At 71.6% G+C, this 22,984-nt stretch carries 20 protein-coding genes and 1 pseudogene; 14 read left to right on the top strand and 7 right to left on the bottom strand.

The genetic code is table 11. The features are described from left to right. Positions 1-14: 14 nt before the first annotated feature. Positions 15-875, bottom strand: a complete 861-nt coding sequence (locus R4Z63_RS26370; protein WP_384447218.1) for a glycosyltransferase family 2 protein — start codon at positions 873-875, stop codon at positions 15-17. Positions 876-1,246: 371 nt separating this feature from the next. On the opposite strand from R4Z63_RS26370, the gene R4Z63_RS26365 reads away from it, so the two are divergent. From R4Z63_RS26365 to R4Z63_RS26335, 7 genes are all read left to right on the top strand, one after another. Continuing rightward, positions 1,247-2,371 carry a Gfo/Idh/MocA family protein gene (locus R4Z63_RS26365; protein WP_236647430.1) on the top strand — a complete coding sequence of 375 codons (1,125 nt, stop codon included), beginning with the start codon at positions 1,247-1,249 and terminating at the stop codon, positions 2,369-2,371. Positions 2,372-2,480: 109 nt separating this feature from the next. After that, positions 2,481-3,473, top strand: coding sequence for an NAD-dependent epimerase/dehydratase family protein (locus R4Z63_RS26360; RefSeq protein WP_384447216.1), 993 nt, complete (start codon positions 2,481-2,483; stop codon positions 3,471-3,473). Then, positions 3,470-4,621 (top strand): DegT/DnrJ/EryC1/StrS family aminotransferase, encoded by a 1,152-nt coding sequence (locus R4Z63_RS26355; protein WP_384447214.1) that lies wholly within the window; start codon positions 3,470-3,472, stop codon positions 4,619-4,621. The genes R4Z63_RS26360 and R4Z63_RS26355 overlap by 4 nt, the downstream gene beginning before the upstream one ends. Beyond that, entirely contained in the window at positions 4,618-5,472 is an 855-nt protein-coding gene (locus R4Z63_RS26350; RefSeq protein ID WP_384447212.1) for a NeuD/PglB/VioB family sugar acetyltransferase, read from the top strand. The genes R4Z63_RS26355 and R4Z63_RS26350 overlap by 4 nt, the downstream gene beginning before the upstream one ends. Then, a complete protein-coding gene (locus R4Z63_RS26345) occupies positions 5,469-6,584 on the top strand; it encodes a DegT/DnrJ/EryC1/StrS family aminotransferase (protein ID WP_384447210.1) in 1,116 nt (371 codons plus the stop codon). Before R4Z63_RS26350 ends, R4Z63_RS26345 begins: the two co-directional genes overlap by 4 nt. Before the next feature lie 31 nt (positions 6,585-6,615). Beyond that, positions 6,616-9,918 (top strand): DUF4082 domain-containing protein, encoded by a 3,303-nt coding sequence (locus tag R4Z63_RS26340; RefSeq protein WP_384447208.1) that lies wholly within the window; start codon positions 6,616-6,618, stop codon positions 9,916-9,918. Continuing rightward, positions 9,915-10,964 (top strand): glycosyltransferase, encoded by a 1,050-nt coding sequence (locus R4Z63_RS26335; protein ID WP_384447206.1) that lies wholly within the window; start codon positions 9,915-9,917, stop codon positions 10,962-10,964. The genes R4Z63_RS26340 and R4Z63_RS26335 overlap by 4 nt, the downstream gene beginning before the upstream one ends. Here R4Z63_RS26335 and R4Z63_RS26330 read toward each other — a convergent pair. Then, the gene (locus R4Z63_RS26330; protein WP_384447204.1) at positions 10,883-11,641 is read right to left on the bottom strand and encodes a hypothetical protein; all 759 of its coding nucleotides are present in this window, start codon (positions 11,639-11,641) and stop codon (positions 10,883-10,885) included. The two genes, R4Z63_RS26335 and R4Z63_RS26330, sit on opposite strands and share 82 nt — an antisense overlap. 89 nt (positions 11,642-11,730) lie before the next feature. Here R4Z63_RS26330 and R4Z63_RS26325 point away from each other — a divergent pair, with 89 nt between their 5' ends. The 3 genes from R4Z63_RS26325 (at position 11,731) to R4Z63_RS26315 (ending at position 15,674) form a co-directional block, all read left to right on the top strand. Continuing rightward, positions 11,731-13,755 carry an O-antigen ligase family protein gene (locus R4Z63_RS26325; RefSeq protein WP_384447202.1) on the top strand — a complete coding sequence of 675 codons (2,025 nt, stop codon included), beginning with the start codon at positions 11,731-11,733 and terminating at the stop codon, positions 13,753-13,755. Then, positions 13,701-14,666, top strand: coding sequence for a glycosyltransferase (locus R4Z63_RS26320; RefSeq protein ID WP_384447200.1), 966 nt, complete (start codon positions 13,701-13,703; stop codon positions 14,664-14,666). The genes R4Z63_RS26325 and R4Z63_RS26320 overlap by 55 nt, the downstream gene beginning before the upstream one ends. 102 nt (positions 14,667-14,768) lie before the next feature. Continuing rightward, positions 14,769-15,674 (top strand): RNA polymerase sigma-70 factor, encoded by a 906-nt coding sequence (locus R4Z63_RS26315; protein WP_384447198.1) that lies wholly within the window; start codon positions 14,769-14,771, stop codon positions 15,672-15,674. A gap of 447 nt (positions 15,675-16,121) precedes the next feature. Here the strand turns inward: R4Z63_RS26315 and R4Z63_RS26310 are convergent, their stop codons facing one another. Continuing rightward, positions 16,122-17,162 carry an agmatine deiminase family protein gene (locus R4Z63_RS26310; RefSeq protein WP_236647429.1) on the bottom strand — a complete coding sequence of 347 codons (1,041 nt, stop codon included), beginning with the start codon at positions 17,160-17,162 and terminating at the stop codon, positions 16,122-16,124. Between the two features lie 243 nt (positions 17,163-17,405). Here R4Z63_RS26310 and R4Z63_RS26305 point away from each other — a divergent pair, with 243 nt between their 5' ends. Continuing rightward, on the top strand, positions 17,406-17,978 hold the full coding sequence (locus R4Z63_RS26305) for a TetR/AcrR family transcriptional regulator (protein ID WP_384447196.1): 573 nt from the start codon (positions 17,406-17,408) through the stop codon (positions 17,976-17,978). 339 nt (positions 17,979-18,317) lie between these two features. Here R4Z63_RS26305 and R4Z63_RS26300 read toward each other — a convergent pair whose 3' ends face one another. Then, on the bottom strand, positions 18,318-18,476 hold the full coding sequence (locus tag R4Z63_RS26300; RefSeq protein WP_384447194.1) for a hypothetical protein: 159 nt from the start codon (positions 18,474-18,476) through the stop codon (positions 18,318-18,320). 423 nt (positions 18,477-18,899) lie between these two features. Between R4Z63_RS26300 and R4Z63_RS26295 the strand changes: the two genes are divergently transcribed. After that, the gene (locus R4Z63_RS26295; RefSeq protein ID WP_384447192.1) at positions 18,900-19,739 is read left to right on the top strand and encodes a hypothetical protein; all 840 of its coding nucleotides are present in this window, start codon (positions 18,900-18,902) and stop codon (positions 19,737-19,739) included. A 733-nt stretch (positions 19,740-20,472) separates the two neighbouring features. On the opposite strand, the gene R4Z63_RS26290 is transcribed toward R4Z63_RS26295, so the two are convergent. Continuing rightward, the gene (locus tag R4Z63_RS26290; protein WP_384447190.1) at positions 20,473-20,637 is read right to left on the bottom strand and encodes a hypothetical protein; all 165 of its coding nucleotides are present in this window, start codon (positions 20,635-20,637) and stop codon (positions 20,473-20,475) included. A gap of 80 nt (positions 20,638-20,717) precedes the next feature. Here R4Z63_RS26290 and R4Z63_RS26285 point away from each other — a divergent pair, with 80 nt between their 5' ends. Together R4Z63_RS26285 and R4Z63_RS26280 are read left to right on the top strand one after the other, a co-directional pair. Further along, positions 20,718-20,882, top strand: coding sequence for a hypothetical protein (locus R4Z63_RS26285; RefSeq protein ID WP_384447188.1), 165 nt, complete (start codon positions 20,718-20,720; stop codon positions 20,880-20,882). A gap of 20 nt (positions 20,883-20,902) precedes the next feature. Continuing rightward, positions 20,903-21,116: pseudogene (locus R4Z63_RS26280) on the top strand (NF041680 family putative transposase); the annotation flags it as partial. On the opposite strand, the gene R4Z63_RS26275 reads toward R4Z63_RS26280, so the two are convergent. Together R4Z63_RS26275 and R4Z63_RS26270 are read right to left on the bottom strand one after the other, a co-directional pair. Beyond that, positions 21,076-21,873, bottom strand: coding sequence for a glycosyltransferase family 2 protein (locus R4Z63_RS26275; protein ID WP_037915542.1), 798 nt, complete (start codon positions 21,871-21,873; stop codon positions 21,076-21,078). The pseudogene R4Z63_RS26280 and the gene R4Z63_RS26275 sit on opposite strands and share 41 nt — an antisense overlap. A gap of 32 nt (positions 21,874-21,905) precedes the next feature. Further along, positions 21,906-22,982, bottom strand: a complete 1,077-nt coding sequence (locus tag R4Z63_RS26270) for a hypothetical protein (protein WP_384447185.1) — start codon at positions 22,980-22,982, stop codon at positions 21,906-21,908. Between the last annotated feature and the right edge of the window lie 2 nt (positions 22,983-22,984).

Below are 22,984 nucleotides of genomic sequence, written 5' to 3'. Positions count from 1 at the left end.
TACGTGCCACCGCGTCACCCGCGGCTGCTCTCGTCCCGCAGCCACGTGGAGAAGTCCTGGTCGCGGATGGCCCGGCGGGATCCCCGGCGGGCCGCGAGCGCAGCCGCCGCGAAGACCACGACCGCGGGCAGGAGTTCCGGATCGGCGCGCAGCAGGGACCGGAGGTCGGACGTCGCGGTGCGCGCCGAAGGACCGGACCCCGCCGCGGCGTCCCGCCCGGCCTGGAACCGCTCGAACTCGGCGGAGGAGGTCGCCGCACGCACCTTGCGCCGGATCAGGTCCGACCAGGTGCGCGGCGGCCGCACGACGACCCTGGCGCTCTCGACCACGCGCCGCTCCCCGGGCCCGAAGGCGAGGGACGCGGCCAGGTCGTCGGCCATCAGCGGGGGCAGCGCCGCGATCCGCCGGTACCCCTCCTCGGTGACGGCGATGACACCTCGGCCGAAGAGGCCCTCGCGGACCGCCGGCAGCCGCTGCCACACCCGGTAGTAGGCCCGGACCGGCCAGGCGCAGCCGGTCAGCGGGATGTCCCGGCCCGGGGCGGCGGCGAGCAGGCCGGGGGCGGCGGCGAGGGCGTCCGTCAGCGCCCTTACGTCGGCGGCGCCGACCACGACGTCGGCGTCCACGTACAGCCGCGGAAAGCCCCGCGCGTGCTCGTCGCCGACCCGAAGTGCCGTGTGTTTGCAAGGGGTCGGGATCTCCACGACGCGTACCCGGTCGCCGCGCGCGCCCGCCACCCGGGCGGTGTCGTCGGTACAGCCGTTGCACACCACGACGATGTCGGGCCCGGACGACGGGGAGTCGGCCAGGAGCGCGTCGAGGAGTCGGCCGATGACCCGGCCTTCGTTGTGGGCCGGTATCACGATGCTGGTCACCCGGGCAGTATGCACGGTCGAACACCAGCTCCCGGCGATTCCGCCAACTCTGCCCGGGGGTACGCCCGGTGGACTAGATTGAGTGGCGCCGAGCGGATTCGGCGCGCTTCGGCGCGGCCGGCAACGATCCGGCCCGGCACGGGTGGTACGGGTTCGATCGCGTGTGGGGAACAGGCGGTCGGGCCGGGGGGCGGCATACGCGATTCGCGCAGAACATCGGTTGTGGGGGGCCATCACCGTTGAGCAGGTCACGCAGGGGACGCTCAGGCATCCGGCGTGCCCTCGGCAACGGCGTTCCCCCCTCCACCGCACGCGTCCCGGCCACGGGTAGTCGACACGCCGGTCGGCGTGCGCGGAAGGAAGGGAACGCTGTGAAGGACACCTCGAAGGACGGCGCGCAGAGCGCCGAACGGACCGCTGGGCAGAGCGCGGGCATCCCCGGCCGGGGGTCCGCGGCCCCGTTAGGCGTCGCGGTGGTCGGTGCGGGCTACTGGGGCCCCAATCTCGTCCGCAATTTCCAGTCCAGCCCGCAGTTCCGGCTGCGCTGGCTCTGCGACCTGGACATCGACCGTGCTCGGCAGGCACTCGGCCGCTACTCCACGGTGCAGCCGACCGCGGACTACGCCGCGGTCCTCGCCGATCCCTCCGTCCAAGCGGTCGCCGTGGCCACGCCGGCCGGGACGCACCTGGACGTCGCGCTGGCCGCGCTGCGGGCCGGGAAGCACGTCCTGGTGGAGAAGCCGCTCGCCGCCACGTACGAGGACGGAATGCGGCTGGTGGCGGAGGCCGAGAAGCGCGGCCTCACCCTGATGTGCGACCACACCTACTGCTACACGCCGGCAGTGCGCCGGATCCGGGAGATGGTCCGCTCCGGTGAACTCGGCGAGATCCACTTCGTCGACTCGGTGCGGATCAACCTCGGGCTCGTCCAGAAGGACATCGACGTCCTGTGGGACCTCGCTCCCCACGACCTGTCGGTCCTCGACTTCATCCTCCCCGACCACGTGCAGCCGGTGGCCGTCGCCACGACCGGCGCCGACCCGATCGGGGCCGGCCAGTCCTGCGTGGCCTACCTGACCCTCCAGCTGAGCACCGGCGCCATCGCGCACGTGCACGTCAACTGGCTCTCCCCGACGAAGGTGCGCACCACCATGGTCGGCGGCTCCAAGCGCACCCTGGTCTGGGACGACCTCAACCCCACGCAGCGCGTCGCGGTGTTCGACCGAGGCGTGGAACTGAGCACCCCGCAGGAGATCGGCGCCGACGAACGCCGCGACATGCTCGTCTCCTACCGGTCCGGCGACATGGTGGCGCCCGCGATCGGCGAGAAGGAGGCGCTGCGCAGCATGGTCGAGGAGTTCGCCGACGCCATCAGGACGGGACGGCCGCCGCTGACCGACGGCCGGGCGGGCCTGAAGGTGCTGGACATCCTCGAAGCGGCTTCTCGGAGCCTGGAGTTCCGGGGCGCGGTCGTCGGACTGCGCACCGGGCGCTGACCGCTCCCGGTCGGACGCCGGCCCGAGGCCGGCCCGACCCCGGTCCCCATCGGGACCCTTCGCATGGCGTGACACGCAGGACCACGACCGATCCAGTGGGAGCAGGGCGTTGAGCAGCAGCGTACGAGGCAAGAAGATTCTGGTCACCGGCGGAGCGGGCACCATCGGCTCGCACGTGGTGGACCAGCTGGTGGACAACGGGGCACGCGAAATCGTGGTGCTCGACAACTTCGTGCGGGGGCGGACCGCCAACCTGGCGCGCGCCCTGCCGAGCGGCGTGGTGGAGGTCGTCGAGGGCGATATCCGCGACGTGGCGGCGGTGCGCAAGGTGACGGAGGGCGCCGACCTGGTCTTCCACCTGGCGGCCATCCGGATCACGCAGTGCGCGGAGGAACCACGGCTGGCGAACGAGGTGATGGTGGACGGCACGTTCAACGTGCTGGAGGCGGCGGCCGCCGCCGGGGTGGGGAAGGTGATCGCCTCGTCGTCGGCCTCGGTCTACGGCCTGGCCGAACAGTTCCCGACGACCGAGCGCCACCATCCGTACAACAACGACACCTTCTACGGTGCGGCGAAGGCCTTCAACGAGGGGATGCTGCGCAGCTTCCACTCGATGTACGGGCTGGACTACGTCGCACTGCGCTACTTCAACGTGTACGGCCCACGGATGGACATCCACGGGCTGTACACCGAGGTACTCATCCGCTGGATGGAGCGCATCGCCTCGGGCGAACCGCCGCTGATCCTCGGCGACGGCCTGCAGACCATGGACTTCGTCGACGTGCGCGACATCGCGCGCGCGAACCTGCTGGCTGCCGAATCGGACCTGACCGACGAGGTGTTCAACGTCGCGAGCGGGACCGAGACGAGCCTGCTGGAGCTGGCGAACGGCCTGCTGGAGGCGATGGGCGCGGACGGCCTGGTGCCCGAGCACGGCCCGGCCCGTGCCGTGAACGGCGTGACCCGCCGCCTCGCGGACACCGCGCAGGCCCGCGAGCGCCTCGGCTTCACGGCCGCGATCGACCTGCGCACCGGCCTGCGGGACCTGGTGGACTGGTGGCGGGCGGAGCGCGCCGACACGGCGGCGGAGGCGGGTCGATGAACGCCCCGGACCCGACCGCCCGGATCCCCGTGATGGTGCCCTGGCTGGGCGAGGAGGAGGCGAAGGCCGCCGCCGACGCGGTGCTCTCGGGCTGGGTCGCCCAGGGGCCCCGGGTCGCCGAGTTCGAACGGGCCTTCGCGGAACGGGTGGGCGCCGAACACGGCATCGCCGTCAGCTCGTGCACCACCGCCCTGCACCTGGCCCTCGTCGCCCTGGACCTGGGGCCGGACGACGAGGTGATCGTCCCCTCCCTGTCCTTCATCGCCACCGCCAACGCCGTGCGCTACACCGGTGCGCGCCCGGTGTTCGCCGACGTCGAGGAGGCCACCGGCAACCTGACCCCGGCCACCGTGGACGCGGTCCGCACCCCCCGCACGAGAGCGGTCCTCGCCGTCCACCAGGGCGGGGTGCCCGCCGACGTGCACGCCCTGCGGGCGGCGTGTGCCGCCTGGGACATCGCCCTCGTGGAGGACGCGGCCTGCGGCATCGGCGCGACGGTCGGCGGGAAGTCCGTGGGCCACGGGGCGCTGCTCGCCGCCTGGTCCTTCCACCCCCGCAAGGTGATCACCACCGGCGAGGGCGGCATGGTGACCACGGACGACGCGCGGTGGGCGGAGCGGCTGCGCCGTCTGCGCGAGCACGGCATGAACGTGTCCGCCGCGCAGCGGCACGCGAGCAGCAAGCCGATCGTCGAGAGCTACCTGGAGGTCGGCTACAACTACCGGATGACCGACATCCAGGCCGCGGTCGGCCTGGTGCAGCTCGGCAGGCTGGACGAGATCGTGGCCCGGCGGCGCCGGCTCGCCGCCCGGTACGCGGAGCTGCTGCGCGAGGTCCCGGGCCTGCGCCCGGTCCGCGACCCCGCACACGGGCAGGGCAACTTCCAGTCCTACTGGGTGCTGCTGGCCGAGGACTTCCCCGTCGGGCGGGACACCCTGCTCGCGGTGCTCTCCGAGGCCGGGATCTCGGCCCGGCGCGGGATCATGGCCTCGCACCTGGAGCCCGCGTACGAGGGCCACGACGCGGCCCCGCTGCCGGTGACCGAGCGGATCAGCCGCGACTCCCTGATCCTCCCGCTGTTCCACACCATGACCGAAGCCCAGCAGGACCGGGTGGTGGCGGTGCTGCGGGAGCAGGCAGGCGGATGAGCGCTGCGGTGACCGAGGACCTGCTGGTCGTCGGCGCGGGCGGGTTCGCGCGGGAGACCGCGCAGGCTGTACGAGACGTGGCCGCGGCCGACGCGGCGAGCGGGCGTGCGCCCCGGTGGCGGCTGGCCGGGCACCTCGACGACGATCCGGCCCTGCACGGCCGGGAGGTCGACGGGGTGCCGGTGCCGGGCGGCTGCGAGCTGGTCCACGCGCTGCCGGCCGCCCGGGTCGTGGTCTGCGTGGGCAGCCCCCGGGACTACGCGGTACGGGCCCGCCTGGTGCGGCGGCTGGGCCTGCCCGTGGAGCGGTACGCGACGGTGGTGCACCCCACTGCGGCGGTTTCGGGCTCCTCGTCCGTGGGGCCGGGCTCGGTGCTGCTCGCGCACAGCGTGCTGACGGCCGGTGTCCGGGTCGGTTCGCACGTGGCGGTGATGCCTCAGGTGGTACTCACCCACGAGGACGAGGTCGGGGACTTCGCCACCCTCGCCTCGGGCGTCCGCCTGGGCGGCGGGGTGCGGGTGGGACGCGGGGCGTACGTGGGGGCGGGGGCTCTGGTCCGGGAGTACGCGGCGATCGGTGCCTGGTCGCTGACCGGCATGGGCAGCACCGTCCTCGCGGACGTCCCGGCCGGGGAGGTGTGGGCCGGCAGCCCGGCCCGCCTCCTGCGGCCGGCGGGGGCCACCGCCCTCGCCGAACTGGCCCGCGAGGCGGGCGAACCGGGCGGGGCCGGGTGCGGACCCGACGGGGACGCGCCGGCGCCCGACGGGGACGCGCCAGCGCACGGCACGGAAGACGGCACCGGCCCGAACGGCCGGCGGCCGGAGACACGGATGGAGAGTCCAGTCGTATGAACCAGATACCGCTCGTGGACCTGAAGGCGGCGCACGCCGAGGTCGCCGAGGAGTTACAGGCCGGATTCGACCGTGTGCTGGCCGGTACGGCCTTCATCGGCGGCGCCGAGGTCCAGGCCTTCGAGCGCGAGTACGCCGCTTTCGCCGACGTCCGGCACTGCGTAGGAGTCGCCAACGGCACCGACGCCCTCGAACTGGCCTTGCGGGCGAGCGGGGTCGGCGTCGGCGACGAGGTGGTGCTGCCCGCCAACACCTTCATCGCCACCGCGGGCGCCGTCGCCCGGATCGGTGCCCGGCCGGTGCTGGTCGACTGCCTGCCCGACACCCTCCTGATGGATCCGCAGGCCGCACTGGACGCGGTCGGCAAGGCCACCCGCGCGGTGGTGCCCGTCCACCTCTACGGGCAGTGCGCGGCCGCCGCGGAGCTGGCGGACCGGCTTCCGGACCACGTGAAGGTGGTCGAGGACGCGGCGCAGAGCCAGGGCGCCACCCGTGGCGGCCGCTCCCCCGGCAGCGGCACGATCGCCGCCACCAGCTTCTATCCGGGCAAGAACCTGGGCGCCTACGGGGACGCCGGCGCGGTGGTGACCGACGACCAGGAGCGCGCCGACCTGGTACGCGCCCTCGCCAACCACGGCGGCGTGGCCAAGTACCGCCACGACGTGCCGGGATTCAACAGCCGGCTCGACGGCCTACAGGCCGTGGTCCTGCGGGCGAAGCTGGCCCGCCTGGCGGAGGGGAACGCGGCCCGCCGGGCCGCCGCCGCCCGCTACGACGAACTGCTCGGCGATCTGGCCGCCGCGGGCCGCGTGACCCTGCCGGTCACGGCGGAGGACAACGTCCACGTCTGGCACCTGTACGTCGTTCGGATCTCCGGAGCGGACCGCGACGCCGTCGTCGGCAAGCTGAACGCGGAGGGGATCGGAGCGGGCGTGCACTACCCGGCCCCGGTCCACCTCACTCCGGCCTTCGGCCACCTCGGTCACGGTCGCGGGGACTTCCCGCACGCGGAGCAGGCAGCGGACGGCATGCTCTCCCTCCCCCTCTTCCCGCAGATCACCGCCGCCCAGCAGCAGCGGGTCGTGGAAGCGTTCTTCGACGCCCTGCGCTGATGCGCGTCGGCGTGACAACAATGAGGTCCACATGAACAGACGGACAAAGCTGCTCCGTTACGGTCTCTTCACCTCGGTGGCGGCCCTGATGGCCACGGTCCTCCCCCCGGCCGCGGTGGCCGGGGCGGCCGATCCCTGCGGTCCCGCCACGAACGCGATCGTCTGCGAGAACTCCAAACCGGGCACCCCGAAGGAGGAGTGGTTCGCGCCGAGCGCGTACGGCGACATCAAGGGCTTCCCCACCCGGGAGAGCGTCCAGCCCGGCGACACCGTGCAATTCAAGGTCCAGTCTCCGACGCCGTACAAGGTGTCCATCTACCGCCTCGGCCACTACGGGGGCAACGGGGCCCGGCTGATGTCCACGGCCGCCCAGGCCGCCCAGACGTACCCGGCGAACTTCGCGCCGGGCGGGAACCCGGCCGCCTGCACCACCAAGGCATCCACCGGGCTGGTCGACTGCGGCAACTGGCCCACCACGGCGACGTGGAGCGTGCCGGCCGACGCCGTCTCCGGCCTCTACATCGCCAACTTCGACCAGGCGGACGGCAACGGCGTGATGCCGTACCCGTTCGTGGTCCGCAAGGACTCCAGCCACTCCGACATCGTCGTGCAGACCAGCGACCAGACCTGGCAGGCGTACAACAACTACGGCGGCCAGGACCTCTACGACGGCGGCGGTCCCGCGCCCGACGGGCGTGCCTACGAGGTCAGCTACAACCGGCCGATGGACATCGGCGGGGACAACGGGATCTACGGCTCCGAGTTCCAGATGATCGCCTGGCTGGAGCGCAACGGCTACGACGTGAGCTACATGTCCGGGATCGACACGTCGGTCCGCGGCGCGGCCCTGCTGGCGAACCACAAGGTGTTCATGTCCTCCGGCCACGACGAGTACTGGACCCAGGAGCAGTTCACCAACGTCCTGAACGCGCGCCGCGCCGGGCAGCACCAGACGTACTTCAGCGGCAACGAGATCTTCTGGAAGACCCGGCTCGCCCCGAGCATCGACGGGACGAACACCGCCGACCGGACGCTGGTCTCGTACAAGGAGACCAAGCTGTCCTTCCCCCAGCCCAACGGCGTCCCCGACCCGAGCGGGATCTGGACGGGCACCTTCATGGACCCGGCCAGTGCCACCGGCGGGCGCCCCTTCCAGCCGCAGAACCAGCTGACCGGCTCGATGTTCAGCGTCAACGGCTACCGCAGCGACGCGATCACCGTGCCCGGAACCTTCGCCAAGCAGCGGCTGTGGCGCAACACCTCCGTCGCGAACCTCACCCCCTCGCAGACCGCCGTGTTCCCGCAGGGGACGCTCGGCTACGAGTGGGACAGTGACGTGGAGAACGCCAGTCGGCCCGCCGGGCAGATCCAGATGTCGTCCACGACGGTCGACATCGAGGACGGCAAGCTCCTGAAGGACTACGGCAACACCTACGGCAACGGCACCGCGACCCACAGCCTGGTGGCCTTCCGCGACCAGACCTCGCACGCGCTGGTATTCGGCGCGGGCACCGTGCAGTGGTCCTGGGGCCTGACCGACACGCCCACCTCCAACCCCGACGACACCGTGGTCACCGCCGACAAGCGGATGCAGCAGGCCACCGTGAACGTCTTCGCCGACATGGGTGTGCAGCCCAAGTCCCTGCAGAGCGACCTGATCGCCTCGACCGCGTCCACGGACACCGTGGGCCCCGGCATCACCGTGACCAGCCCGGCGGCGAACGCCACCGTCCCCGCCCTGCGGCCGGTGACCGTCACCGGTACGGCGACGGACACCGGCGGCGGCGTGGTGGCCCGGGTCGAGGTCTCCACCGACGGCGGAACCACCTGGAAGGCGACCACGGGCCTGGGAACCTGGAGCTACACGTGGACCCCGACCACCCCGGGCCCCGTGCAGATCCAGGTGCGTGCGGTCGACGACAGCGTCAACATCGGCGCGACCACCACGGTCCCGCTGACGGTCGGCCCCCAGCAGTGCCCGTGCACCGTGTGGCCTGCCGCGGCCGTGCCCGGCACCGTCAACGCCGGTGACGGCAGCGCCGTCGAGCTCGGCGTGAAGATCCGCTCCTCGGAGGCCGGTTCCATCACCGGCGTCCGGTTCTACAAGTCCCCGGCCAACACCGGGACGCACACCGGCAGCCTGTGGAGCAGCACCGGCCAGCGCCTTGCGACCGGCACCTTCACCAACGAGACCGCGTCCGGCTGGCAGCAGCTGAACTTCTCCAGCCCGGTGCCGATCAAGCCCAACACCACCTACATCGCCTCCTACTTCGCGCCGAACGGCGGCTACTCCTTCGACAACACCTTCGCCGACGGCGACGCGGGCCTGGCCCCGCTCACGGCGCTGCGGAGCGGGACCGACGGCGGCAACGGCGTCTACCGCTACAGCGGCACCGGCGGCTTCCCGAACAAGGCCGCGTCCGGCAGCAACTACTGGGTGGACGCGGTCCTGGACACCTCGGCCGCCAGCACGACCCCGCCCACCGTCACCGGGACCTCGCCGCAATCCGCCGCGACGGGCACCCAGATCACGGCGACGATGACGGCCACCTTCAGCACGGCCGTCGACGCGGATGAGCTCACCTTCACCGTGAAGGACTCGGGCGGCGCCACCGTCCCGGGCACCAAGGCCCTCGGAGCGTCGAACAGCGCGACCTTCACCCCGTCCACCGAGCTCGCGCTGAACACCACGTACACGGCGTCGGTCCAGGCGACCGACCTGTGGGGCAACGCCATGACCGCGCCCGTCACGTGGAACTTCACGACCAGCGCGAGCCCGCCGGCGGTGAACTGCCCGTGCACCCTGTGGAGCGGCAGCGCGACGCCGAGCACCGCCAACGTGGGCGACGACGCCAACTCGGTGGAGCTCGGGACCCGCTTCCAGTCGGCGGTGAACGGCTACATCACCGGTGTCACCTTCTACAAGGGCCCCGGTAACACCGGCACCCACACCGGCAGCCTGTGGTCCGCCTCCGGCACGCTGCTGGCCACCGGCACCTTCGGCAGCGAGACCCTGACCGGCTGGCAGGAGCTGCAGTTCGCAACACCCGTACCGATCACGGCGGGCACCACGTACGTGGCCTCCTACCACGCACCGAACGGCAACTACTCCGTGGACGGGGGCTACTTCACCGCCGCCCACCGCTCCTACCCCCTGGTGGCCCCGGCGGACGCGCCCGGCAGCGGCAACGGGCTCTACAAGTACGGCTCCGCCACGGCGTTCCCGTCGAACACCTTCGGATCCGTGAACTACTGGGTGGGTCCCGTCTTCACCACGACCCTGCCGAACTCGGCCCAGTCCGCGGACGGTTCCACGGAGGTGTCCGGCCAGTGAGCACGGTCAGCGTGGTGATCCCCTGCTACAAGTACGGCCACTTCCTGGCCGACTGCGTCAAGAGCGCCCTCGACGAGCAAGAGGGCGTGGACGTCCGGGTACTGATCATCGACGACGCCTCGCCCGACGACTCCGCGGACGTGGCACGCGCGCTGGCGGCGGCCGACCCCCGGATCGAGGTCCGGGTCCACGAGCGCAACCAGGGGCACATCGCCACCTACAACGAAGGTCTGTTGGAGTGGGCCGACGGGGACTACGTCGCCCTGCTCTCGGCGGACGACCGGCTGGTCCCGGGCGCCCTGGTGCGCGCGGCGGCCCTGCTCGACGCGCACCCGGAAGCGGGATTCGCCTACGGCAGGCCACTGCGCTTCCGGCACGGCGGTCCCCTGCCGGCGGCCCGTACCCGCTCCACGGGGTCGGTGGTCTATCCGGGCCACTGGTGGCTGGACCGGCGGTTCCGGGAGGGCACCGGCTGCATCACCTCGCCCGAGGTGGTCGTCCGTACCAGCCTCCAGCGCAAGGTCGGCGGCTACGATCCGCAGCTGCCTCACGCCGGTGACATCGAGATGTGGATGCGGCTCGCGGCCCACGCCGACGTGGGCTACGTCCGCGGCGCCGACCAGGCCTTCTACCGCGTCCACGGCAACAACATGTCCACGACGGACTTCGGCGGGCAGCTCGACGACCTCCGCCAGCGCCTCGTCGCCTTCGACTCGGTGCTGGCCAAGTGCGGGGATCTACTTCCGGAGCCGGACCGGCTGGCCCGTGCGGCGCGCACCCGGCTCGCCCGGTACGCGCTGCGGCGCGCCTACCGGGCGTACGACCGGGGGCGCACCTCGGTGGTTCCGGTCGAGGAGCTGGTGGGGTTCGCGGCCGAGTGCCTGCCCGACGGCTACACGGCGCTGGCCGAGTACCGGGCGCTGCAACGGCGCCGGCGGATCGGCCCGCGCGCGATGCCCTACCTTCAGCCGCTGGTGCTGTCGGCGGTCGCCGACCGGGGGCGCGAGTGGCTGTGGTGGCGTTCCTGGAAGCGCCGAGGGATCTGATGGCCCGTCTCCACCGGTTCCACCGGCGGGACCTGCGGACCGGCGTCGGCGCTCTCGCGCCGGCGCCGGTTCCGGCGTGTCAGGAGCCGGTCGGTCCACAGGGTGGCGGCCGCACCGCAGACCGTCGCCAGCAGGGCCACTCCGGCCAGGGACCGTACCCGGTCACCGTTCCGTGCGGCCGCGTGCGGCGGCACCAGGAGGTCCACGCTCATCCGTGCGGCGTCCGGGATGCCCTGCTGCGTCTGGAGCTCGGTCAGGTGCCGGGTGTAGATCTCGATGATCTTCCGTACGGACGCGTCGGCCACGTCCGGGTCGGGATGCTCCACCTGGATCTGGAGCGAGGGGATCAGATGGCGCGGGGTGACACTGGTGCCGCTGTTGCGCGGTGTCATCTGGTAGGCGCCGGCGACCCCCGCCGCCTTGAGCTCGGCCGCTCCCTCGGCCGATTCCAGCTGCTGGACGACGCCGTACGAGACGGCGGCGAGCGGTGGCTGGAGGTTCGCGAGCTGGTTCGGCTGTCTGCTGGTGACCGGCGGTTTGAGCACCACGATCGCGGAGCTGAGGTGCACCGGTCCGGGCCGCAGCACCGCCACCCCTCCGGTGGCCGCCAGCAGCACCGCCACGACCAGGACGTACCAGCGCCGACGCAGCGCACGGACCAACTCACCAGGCGACACGGGGATCCTTTCCACCCTTTCCTTCATGTCCGATCTTTGCAGGACCCGGGTAGGTACGCCATCAATTCCGTTACCCGGCAGGGGTGTTCGTGAGCATTCGGGAAATGGGCGCGGTGCTGCGCCGGCGCTGGTACGTGATCGTGCCGGCGATGCTGCTCAGCCTGCTGGCGGCGCTGCACTTGTACCGGTCGGTGCCCGTGGCGTACCAGTCGCAGAGTTCGGTGGCGCTGCTGGACTCCTCTGCCGCCGCCAAGCTGCCGCCCGCCTTCGGCAACCCGATCTCCAACGCGGGCGGTGCCCTGGTGGTGACCGCGGACGTGCTGATCAGGGCGATGTCGGGAGCCGACGCCGCCCGTGAGCTGCACAGCCTGGGCGTGACCGATCCCTATACCGTCGGGTTCGCCGCGAACACCTCGGGTCCGCTGTTGACGATGACGGTCACGGGGACCGACCGGGAGAAGGTGCTCAAGGAGACGAACATCCTGACCGGCTTCGCCGGGGAGCAGCTCAACGCACTCCAGGCCGCGGCCAAGGTACAGCCCGCGTACATGGTGCAGACGGCGCCGGTGGTGCTGCCGCAGACGCCGGTGCCCCAGCTCAAGAGCCGTTACCAGCAGGTGCTCGGGGTCCTCATCCTCGGCGTCAGCGTCGGGTTCACCCTCTCCTTCGTGGCGGACGCGCTGTCGGCGGCCCGGCGGCGCCGGCGCGACAGCTCGGCCGAGGGCTCGGCGGGGCCGGCCCGGGCCGGCCGGCGCAGGTCCCGGGGCCGCCATGTGGACGCCACCGCCCTGCTCACCGGCTACCTGGCGCTGGCGTTCTTCATCCCGTCCAACCTGACGCTGCCGGGTCTGGGCGGGGTGGGGACCCCGGCCAATGTGTTCGCCCTGCTGGCCCTGTTCTGGTATCTGGCGACCTGGCTCGCGGGCCGGATCCGTCCCGCGCCCGGGACCCGACTGCCCCGGGTGGCGATGTGGCTGCTGGCCGTCTCGGTCCTGGCCTCCTACATCGCGAACGCGGGCCGCGGCAGCGTGCGCAAGGAGTTGCTCGGTGCGGACCGCGGCCTGATCGCGCTGTTGGTGTGGGTGTCGCTGGTGGTGCTGGTCACCGCCGGGATCCAGGACCGTGCCCGCCTGGACGTGCTGCTGCGCCGGGCCGTGGTGATGGGGACGATCGTGGCGGCCATCGGCTTCTACGACTTCTTCACCGCGACCAACATCGCCGACAGCATCAGCATCCCGGGGCTGTCGTCCAGCGTCCCCCAGATCACGACCCTGGACCGCGGGGCGTTCACCCGGCCCCGGTCCACCACGGCGCAGCCGCTGGAGTTCGGCGGGATGCTGGCGCTGCTGCTGCCCTTCGCCGTCCAGCAGGCCTTCGATCCGGTACGGCGCCATCTGAGGGCCTGGCGCCGCTGGGGTCCGGTGGCACTGATGGGCGGGGCGCTGCCGCTGACGGTGTCGCGCACCTCGATCATCGGGGCGCTGATCGTGATCCTGGTGATGGTGCCGCGCTGGAAGCCGCAACGGCGGTGGACCGCGATCGGGGTGCTGGTGGGTGCGGTGGCCTGCTTCAAGGTGATCATCCCCGGGCTGATCGGCACCATCACGGGGCTGTTCGCGTCCTTCCTGTCGAACTCCGACAGCAGTACCCAGGCCCGTACGGTCAAGTACAGCGCGATCGTGCCCTACCTGGACGAGCGGCCGCTGTTCGGGCGCGGCATGGGCACCTTCATTCCCGAGCTCTACTTCTTCACCGACAACCAGTACATGCTGACCCTCGCCGAGACGGGGTTCCTGGGGCTGATCGCGCTCCTGTTCCTCTTCCTCGCCGGTATCCACCAGGGCGGCGCGATCCGCCGGCTGGCCGTCGGCGAGTCCGACCGGGAACTGGGGCAGGCGTTCTTCGCCTCCGCCCTGGTCGCCCTGGTCGTCAGCGCCACCTTCGACGCCCTCAGCTTCCCGATGTTCGCCGGGATGTTCTTCCTGACGATCGCCGCCGGAGGCAGTTACCTCGGCTTCATCCGGCGCGCGGCGCCGAAGCCCCGATTCGTGGAGTACCCATGTCTTCCCGCCGATCAACAGCTCCCCACTCCCCCGCCGGCACCGGCCCGGTAGCGGTCCTCGTCGTCACCTGGAACAGCGCGGAGGTCCTGCCGGATTTCCTCGCCTCGCTGCCGGAGGGCATGGCCGGGCTCGACTGGCGCCTGGTCGTCGCCGACAACGACTCCGCCGACGACACGGTGGAGGTCGTCCGCTCCCTGGCCCCGGACGCGACGGTCGTCCAGACCGGCCGCAACGCCGGGTACGCAGCCGGGGTGAACGCCGCGCTGGCGGCGGCCGCCGCCTGGGAGGGCGGCTTCCGGGCCGCCCTGGTGTGCAATCCGGACATCCGGATGCGGCGGGGCTGCGCCGGGGTGCTCGTGGACGCGCTGGGCAGGGCGGAGCCCGGCGGCGGCCGGGTCGGGATCAGCGTCCCGCTGCTGTACGAGGAGGACGGCCGCACGCTGCTGCACTCGCTGCGCCGCGAGTCCAGCGTGACCCGGGCGCTGGGCGAGGCGGTGATCGGCAACCGCCGGGCGGGGCGCTTCCCGCACTGGAGCGAGCTGGTCACCGACCCGGCGGCGTACGAACGGGAGACGGTGGCGGACTGGGCGACGGGGGCGCTGATGGCACTGTCCGGGGAGTGCCTGGCCGCGTGCGGGCCGTGGGACGAGTCCTTCTTCCTGTACTCGGAGGAGACCGAATACTGCCTGCGGGCCAGGGACCTCGGCTTCGTGACCCGGCTGGAGCCCTCGGCCTCGGCCACCCACCTCGGCGGGGATTCCCAGGTGTCGCCCCGGCTGTGGACGCTGCTGACGGTCAACCGGGTCCGCCTCTACCGCCGGCGTCACGGCCTCGCGGCCACCACCGCCTTCCGGGCGGCCGTGCTGCTGCGGGAGTCCTCCCGGGCGGCCCTGGGCCGCCCCGCGAGCCTGGCGGCGGCCCGGGCCCTGGCCGGTCGGTCGGCGCCGCACGGCGCCCCGTAGGCCGCGGGAGCCCCGCGGGAGCCGGCCGGGCCGGCGCGTGTTGTCACAGGGACGGGCCGGCCGGTGTCCTGTGGGCGTACCCCTGGAACCGGAGGAGACATCATGAGCGAGGACGGCGCCGGCGCGGCGACCGAGACCTTCGTCGCGCACCGCAACCTGCTGTTCACCGTGGCCTACGAGATGCTCGGATCGGCGGCCGATGCGGAGGACGTCCTGCAGGAGACCTGGCTGCGCTGGGTCGAGGTCGACCTGGAGCAGGTGCGCGACCGGCGCGCCTACCTGGTCCGGATCACGACCCGGCAGGCGCTGAACCGGCTGCGGGCGATGAGCCGGCGCAAGGAGGCCTACGTCGGTTCCTGGCTGCCCGAACCGCTGCTCACGGCGCCGGACGTGGCCGAGGACGCGATGCTCGCGGAGAGCGTGTCGACGGCATTGATGCTCGTCCTGGAGACGCTGTCGCCCACCGAGCGCGCCGTTTTCGTCCTGCGGGAGGTCTTCGACGTCGGCTACGAGGAGATCGCGGCCGCGGTCGGCAAGAGCGCGGCGGCGACACGCCAGATCGCCCACCGCGCCCGCCGGCACGTCGACGCGCGGCGCCCGCGGCAGGCGGTCTCGGCCGCCCAGACGCGGGCGGCGCTGGAGTCCTTCCGGGAGGCGCTGGAGTCCGGTGACCCGCAGGACCTCCTCGCCGTGCTCGCTCCCGATGTCGTCCTGGTGGCCGACGGCGGCGGCATCAAGCAGGCGGCGCTGCGGCCGATCACCGGTGCCGCGAAGGTGGCCCGCTTCGTGGCGGGCGGTATCGGCAAGAACGACCGGCGCAACCTCGCGATGTCCCTGACGCCGACCGTGGTCAACGGCAGCCCGGCCCTGGCCGTCCATCTGGGCGGGGAGTTCGACGGGGTCATGACGTTCCGGATCGAGGACTCCCGCATCGCGGGCCTCTACTACGTCCGCAACCCGGAGAAGCTGGCCCGCCTCGCCTCGGAGATCCCGCTGGCCCTGCGGTGAGCTCTGCCGGACGGGCCGCAGAGGCAGGTTCGTGAGGACGCTGGGACCCCGGCGCCCCCCAGATCGAAGAAGTCCGGACTCGACTGCGGGAGGCAGAGACCCACCTCGAACACCTCGCGATCACCCGGAAGGCCATCACCGCTCTCGCCGACCGGCTCTTGGCCGCTCCGCCGCAGCTGCCCGAGCACCCGGACCATCCCTGCATCCTCGCCGTCCTCAACGAGGCCGCTGCCCCCACTGGGCCCTCTGGGCCCTCGACGTCTGCGAAGCCCTCGACTGCGAACTACCGCCGAAGAACATCGAGGGCACCCGCGCCACGCTGAAGCGCTTGCTCAAGCTCGATTGCCTCGCCGAAGCCGGCACCGGCAGCTTCGCCAGGAGGCAGGAGCCGACCAAGCACCGCGGTCCGCGGCCTTGCCTGAACCCCGCCGGGAATCGCACAACACTTCACGAACTGCTGGTCTCTGCGGCCTTGGGCTGCTGTTGGGTAGCGCAGTGGATGCCACCGCCGCCTTCGGCGACGGTGTGGATCTCCAGCTGAACGACCTCGCGATCGGGGTAGAGGTCGCCGATGACGGCGGCGGCCTGCTGGTCGGCCTTGCGGTCGCCGAAGCGGGGGATGAGGACGGCGTCGTTGGCGATGTAGTAGTTGGCGTAGGAGCCGAGGAAATCCTCCCCGCGGCGGCCGAGCCGGGTGGGGTCGGGTTCGGGGAGGTCGATGATCTCGAACCTTCTTCCATGGGCGTCGGTCGCGCCCTCCAGGACGCCGCGTGCCTGATCGTGGGCGCGGGTCCACACGTCGGGGCCGTCGCCGGCCCAGGCGCGGCTGAGCAGGACGACACCGTTCTCTGCGAAGCGGGCCAGCGAGTCGACGTGGTAGTCGGTGATGTCCTGGCCCTTGACGCCGTTGAACCAGATCACCTTGTCGGCGCCGACCAGGTTCTTGAGGGAGTTCTCGATCTCGTCGCGGCTCAGGTCCGGGTTGCGGTTGGGGTTGACCAGGGAGCTCTCGGTGACCAGGAGGGTGCCGCGGCCGTCCACTTCCAGTGAGCCGCCCTCTCCCACCAGCGGCGCGTCGACGCGGGGGACGCCTGCGTACTCCAGGACGGCGCGGGCGACCTTCGCGTCGTGCTCGTGTTCCTGCTTGCCGCCCCAGCCGTTGAAGTGCAGGTCGATGCCCTGAAGGCCATTCGGGCCCTGGACGAAGGTCGGGCCGCTGTCGCGCATCCACAGGTCGTCGGTGGGTACCGCGATCACCTCGACCCCCGAGCCGCAGGCTCGACGGGCGGCCTTGACTTCCTCCGGGGCAGCCAGCATGACGACAGGCTCGAACTCGGCCAGCGCCCGGGCAATACCCGCGATGTCGCGCTGGACGTCGTCGGCCATGTCCTCCCAGACCGAGTCCAGCGGCGGCCAGGACATAAACGTGCGGACATGCTCACGGCTCTCCGCCGGCATGAACAGCTCGGCCTGGTTCCGAATGGGCACCGCGCTCTCCTGTACCCCGGCCGACGGCCGGCCCGACTTCTTCTCCTGGTTCTGGGCACAGGCTGTCAACCCCGCGGCGGCCAGCGCAGCAGCCACACCGTCCCTCAGCACGGTTCGGCGGTTCGGTCTCCTCATGACACGGCTCCCATCCCGGACGGAAGAATTCCTGACTGAAATTTCAGTCAATGCGAGACGGTAGCATTGCCTGTGTCGCCGCCTGGAACCTTCCTAGGGAGCCGAACCGTGTCCGCCCGCCGCACCGCCATCCTGGAAGCCGCCGCCCGCGTCATCGCGCAGCGCGGCATCAGGGGCCTGCGAGTCGAAGAGCTGGCCGAGGAGGCCGGCGTGTCGACCTCGCTGATCTACTACCACTTCCGCGACCGGGCCGGTCTCCTCGCCCGCACACTCGACTTCATCAACACCCGAGCCGAGCACTACACCCAGCCCAGCAGCGACCCCGACACCGACCCTCGCGGCCACCTGGAAGAGATGCTGCTCCTCGAACTCCAGGACACCCCCGCCGTCGTCGAGAACAGCACCGCCTGGGGCGAACTTCGCTCCACCGCCGTCTTCCAGCCTGAACTGCGCGACCAGCTCCGCACCACCACCGACAGCTGGAACGACTACACCAGCGACCTGATCCACCGCGCCCAGCAGACCGGCCGCGCCACCCCCGACATCTCACCGGACGACGCCGCCCACCGGCTCACCGCCCTCGTCGAAGGACTCAGCAAACGCTGGCTCAGCGGCACCCTCACCCTCGAACGCTCCCGGCAGCTCCTGCGCGGCGCCATCATCGCGGAACTCGGCCCCTGACCCGACCAACACGGCCTCGCCCTCATCCGAAACAGGGCATCAACCTGCCTGCCGTACCGGGACACCTGGCCGCCACGGGGCGACCGCCCCGGCCCCGGTGTTCACCGGGGCGCCTTCGGACATTGCAGTTCCCTCCTCGTCTGGCACGCTGCCGCCCTTCCCCGTGTGACCGGCTCTCCCGGCCCCGGAGTACTACGGCGGCTCCGTCCCGTCCACGCCCCTCGGTGGGCAACGCGCCTATCCCGATTCGGGCCGTCGGCGGCGGCACGGAACGGGAGCGGTCATAGACGGTTCCCACGTTCACCGCTGATCGACGGCATCCGTCGCAGCCACGTGGGATCAGGGGGCCAGCAGGAGGTGTAGCAGGCCGACGACACCGATGCCGACGACGACCGCGGTGCCGATGTCAGGACGCTGGTAGGCGAGGACACCGGCAATCGTGCCCACGACGAGGAGCAGGATCGCCCGCACGCTGAATTGATCGTTCTGACCGTTCACTGGAGCCTTCTCCGTTCAGGATCCGCTGAAAAGCGCCTCACCGCCGGCGTCGATCGCACGCGCGGGGCCACTCGGGCATTCCGGCGACGGGCCGGGCCGACACCCCTATCGGCAGTGAATGCCGTGCACGGGCGCTGTTCCAGTGGACGCACATCGAGCGGAATTTCTGAAGCTGCAACGGGAGATGCAACCCTGGATGCTCACCATCGAGTGGAGGACGGGGAGCGGGTCATGGACGGAAGTGTGGATCTGGGGCCCTTCGACCCGCTGCACTGGCATTTGGGCGGGTCGGTCGCGCGGCGAGCCCCAGCCGGGGCGGGTACCCCGCGCCCGCGACGGGAAGTGACCCCCCAGGATGTCGAGTTCGTCCGATGGTTGCGAGGTTGCCTGGTCCGCGGGCGGTGGACTTCGCTCGGCGCCGCGGTGGCCATGGTGAAACGGGAGCGGGGCCTCCCCTGGGAGGACTGGGAGGAAGGGGAATCACAGCTCGGGGTCGCGGAGACCACGCTCTCCCGCTGGCTCAAGAGCGAGACGGTTCCTTCCCGCACCAAACTGCGCGAGCTCATCCGCTGTCTCGACCTGTGCATCCACGAGCGGAACGCGACCGACAGGGCGAGGGAGATCGCCCCGATCTCTGTAGAGGAATCGGAGGAGGGGATGCGGTTGCGCGGGGCCGCGGAGGCGGCCCGTGACCAGGCCCCGGCCCAGCGCGCCTACGCCCAGGCGCAACAGGCACTCGACGAGGCCGGGGAGCAGTGCCGGCTCCTGCTGGTCCACCTCGAAAATCTGCTGGGGCGACGCGACGAGAACCGGCGCGCCACCGCGGCGACCCTCATGGAGCTCACGTCCCAGGCGGGGGAACTCGCCCTCGCGCTGGGCGAGGAGGTGATCAGGGCCAACGATCGAGTGCTGCGGGCGAAGCAGAACGCGGATCGGATCGCGAGGGCAGCGATGCGACGGGAGGAGGAACTGAACGCGCGCATTGAGGAAGTCGAGAAGGTGCTCGAGAACTGGCAGGACCGTTACGACCGGGCGCATGCCGCGCGCGAGACGGCTCGCGAGGACGCCTTGAGCGAACGCCTGGAGATGGAGGATGCCCTCGATCGGGCCCGGGACTTGCTGGCAGGGTCCCAGGACTCCGAGGACCGTGCACTGCGACGCGCCGAGGAGCAGGAGAAGCTGAGGGGGTGGGCCGAGCGGGATCGCGCTGAAACCGCCGCGCGGGCACAGCTGCAGTACGACCTGGATCCTCGGTGGCATTGAGTCGGCACCGTGACTCCTCGGGCGGCCTGCACGCGGTCAGCGAAGCGTCGCTCCAGGTGGGGCTACGATCCCTATGTGCGACCGCGGGATCGGTGTGCGGTGCCCAGGCGGCGGGGCTGCCGCCACGCCACTCGATCAGCGGACCGTCATCGTCCCAGGTGACGTCGTCGGGGTCCAGTCCGGCCCGCCGCAAAAATTCGAGGAGATCACCCGGGCCGTGGGCGCGGCCGAGTATCTGGCCGTCGCACCGCACTCGGCGCCCGCCCTCGGCGTCGGGCGGGTAGACGACCACGCGTCGACCCATCCCCCACCCTGCGCGCCTGGTCATTCCAGCACTCCGGGTCACCGGGAAACGGACATAGATCACGAACCACCCTCTCAGAAGTCGTAGCCTACGGGCGCAGGCATCGACCCGTGCGGGGCGCACGGCCGAGATCCGTCCAGATCGTCAGCCAGGTCGGCCGCCTGCTCGTGCTGGGAACCGCCACCATGCTCGACCCGGCCAACGGGCCCCGAACAGCATCACTGCACCCACACATCAGGGCCACACCCCGCACCAGCCGGCAGGTATGGCGTCCGGTACGGGCCCGACCCCGGCGGTCTCACCTTCGACACGGCCTGGCGCTCCGCCGGTGTGCGGCCCCGCCCCGAGCGAAGCACTCTGCCGTCAGGCAGGTCATCGTGCCGGCGTCAGCGGGGCCGTGCACGCCGACTGCCCCCGCTGACGCCGGGCCTACGCCTCGCAGCTGTACTTCTCGGCGAGTTGGGTGACGGCCTCCCGCACCATGGCCGCGTTGTTGCGGGTCTCGGGGGCGTCCGGGTCGACGAGGTCCTTCTCCTCCTCTTCCCCTCCTCGGTCGGCCCTTGAGTCAGACGTGGCCGGTGGGAGCTTTGGCACCGGGCACCCGGGGCACGGTCGTTCGGGGCCGGGGCTGGGACGGCCCTTGGCAGGTCGAGTTTCCCGGAACGATCGATGTGATGGGTGTCCCCGTGCCCAACGGACATGCCCAGGCGCTCAGTGGCGAGCTTCTGTACTGGGTCACCTGTGACGCGCCGCAGTACGACAGTGACGGGGACGGTCCCTATCGCAAGGCCCAGGTCTGGGGCCGGTACCTGCGGACGGAGCCCCAGCCCACGGTGTAGGGATGCGACACGTCATGTTGCCGCGCTCGAACCGTCCCCATGCGGTGGAGCGCTGGACCTGGCTCCTGGTCGTCGCCCACACCCGGCTCCGCCCCACCCGACCCCTCTCCGCCGACCTCCGCCGACCCCCGCCGCGCCTGGCAGAAGCCGGCCAAGCCCGAACGGCTCATCCCGGCCCGTGTCCACCGCGGGTTCAGGAACAGCCGTCCCACGCGGTGTAGAAGCTGCCGGGGTTGACCAGGTAGCGGACGGTGGGGCGGGGCAGGTGGCGCACCTCGTGGCGGCGGGCGTAGCGGCGGATGAGCTCCCAGTCCTCGCGGGGCAGCACCTCGGGGGTGCGGCGCAGCCGGCTGAAGTGCAGCGCTCGGCTGCGCCGGGCCACGAAGGCGTTGGTGTCCAGGAAGGCCTCGCGAGCGGCGCGCCGGCGGTCGAAGGGCACCGATAGGACGTCGCGCTCGGTGCCGTCGGGCAGCACCCTGCGCAGTGCAGTGTAGACGGCGTCCGGCCCGCCGGGGGCGTCCAGTGCTGCCAGGGCCTGCTCCAGGTGGTCGGGCTCCCACAGGTTGTCGTCGTCGAGGAAGGCCACGTACCGGGAGCGGGTGAGCCGGATGCCGACGTTGCGCACGACTCCGGCGGTCGCCGTGTTCCGGGCCAGGGAGACCGCGAACAGGCGTGGGTCCACCGGCAGTTCGGGAAGCCCCGCTCCGTCGTCGACGACGATGACCACCTGGTCGGTGACGGTCTGCGCGAGGGCCGAGCGGACCGCCGCGCGCAGTGCGTCGGGGCGGCGGTGGGTGGCGATCACGGTGGCGACCCGGGCGGCCGGGGGCCGTCCCAGAAGGGCGGCGAGGCGGGTGGTCTCGGCGTCCTCGAAGCGGCGCAGCCGTGCGGCGGAGGGCAGCAGCAGGACCTTGTTGCGGGCCTCGAAGAGCACCAGCCAGCCGAAGGCCCGCTTGAGCAGTTCCCAGGGGGCCCGGGCGATACGGCGCATGTCGCACTCTCCGTCGTGACGTGGTGTGGGGGTCAGGAGGCGGGTTCCACCGGGCGGCCGTCGGACATGCGGTTGTCCTTCCACACGTTCCCGGCGCCGCCGGCGTTCCAGGCGGTGACCGGGCCGTAGGCGCCACTGGACGGGTGGTACTGGGTGGAGAAGACGTTGCCGGTGACCCGGATGCCGGTGGCGCCCGGGCCGCCTCCGTAGAGCGCGTACGCGCCGCCGGCCAGCCAGTTGTCCTCGACGACGACGGAGGAAACGGTCCCGGTGTCGGCGAAGAGGCCGATGGCGGCGGTGGCGCCCTTGTCCACGGGGGTGGAGTTGAGCAGGGTGTTGTGGCGGACGGTCAGCCGGCCCTTGTTGCCGCCGCCACTGATGACGGCGTCGATGTGCTGCCATTCACCGCCCTGGTTGCGGAAGGCGACGAGGTCGTGCACGTAGTTGTCGTGCAGGTTGCCCTGGCCCATGGACAGGGCGTTGCCGAAGACCGAGATGTCGCACCAGCCGACCTCGACGGAGCTGCCACCCATGTTGGAGACGGCGTAGTTGACCCCTCCGTTGTCGGGGCCTTTGCCCGGTACGGCGGTGATGGTGGTGTGCAGGACCTTCAGGCCGCTGTAGCCGGGACGGAGGTTGACCCCCCACCAGTTCGTAGAGGTGATCTTGCTGTCGATGATCGAGACGTCGTTGGCGTAGATGTCGAGGGAGCCGCGGATGTCCCAGCCCTTGATGACCGTGCCGTCCTTCTTGACCGACATGTTGCCGGTGTCGTGCCGCTCCAGTGCGATGCGCGGGCCGGTGCTGTCCGCGTCGGGGTATCCGCAGGCCCCGGGTGAGGTGCAGGCGGAGGCGGAGGGCGACGGTTCGCCGGTGCCCGGCGGGGCCGACAGGGAGGGCGTGGCCGAGGTTCCGGGTGTGGCCGACGGGCCGGGTGTGGCGGTGGGTGCGGGCGCCGCCGTCCCGGGGAGGGCCGCCGACGGCGTCGCGGAGGGCCCGGCCTTCGGATCGCTCACCCCGGTGCGGTCGGCGTCGTAGAGGGTGAGGGCGACGGCCAGCACCACACCGGCGAGCAGCCACGCCGCCAGGCGCCTTCGGTTCCGTGACATCA

It is taken from the genome of Streptomyces sp. PL-29 (assembly GCF_058344425.1).
This window is presented reverse-complemented; position numbering and strand designations above follow the sequence as displayed.

Coding starts and splice junctions, on each gene's coding strand:
- R4Z63_RS26285 (WP_384447188.1), top strand. CDS start 20,718: ATGGGTGTCCCCGTGCCCAACGGACATGCCCAGGCGCTCAGTGGCGAG.
- R4Z63_RS26345 (WP_384447210.1), top strand. CDS start 5,469: ATGAACCAGATACCGCTCGTGGACCTGAAGGCGGCGCACGCCGAGGTC.
- R4Z63_RS26320 (WP_384447200.1), top strand. CDS start 13,701: ATGTCTTCCCGCCGATCAACAGCTCCCCACTCCCCCGCCGGCACCGGC.
- R4Z63_RS26315 (WP_384447198.1), top strand. CDS start 14,769: ATGAGCGAGGACGGCGCCGGCGCGGCGACCGAGACCTTCGTCGCGCAC.
- R4Z63_RS26355 (WP_384447214.1), top strand. CDS start 3,470: ATGAACGCCCCGGACCCGACCGCCCGGATCCCCGTGATGGTGCCCTGG.
- R4Z63_RS26270 (WP_384447185.1), bottom strand. CDS start 22,982: ATGTCACGGAACCGAAGGCGCCTGGCGGCGTGGCTGCTCGCCGGTGTG.
- R4Z63_RS26275 (WP_037915542.1), bottom strand. CDS start 21,873: ATGCGCCGTATCGCCCGGGCCCCCTGGGAACTGCTCAAGCGGGCCTTC.
- R4Z63_RS26350 (WP_384447212.1), top strand. CDS start 4,618: ATGAGCGCTGCGGTGACCGAGGACCTGCTGGTCGTCGGCGCGGGCGGG.
- R4Z63_RS26340 (WP_384447208.1), top strand. CDS start 6,616: ATGAACAGACGGACAAAGCTGCTCCGTTACGGTCTCTTCACCTCGGTG.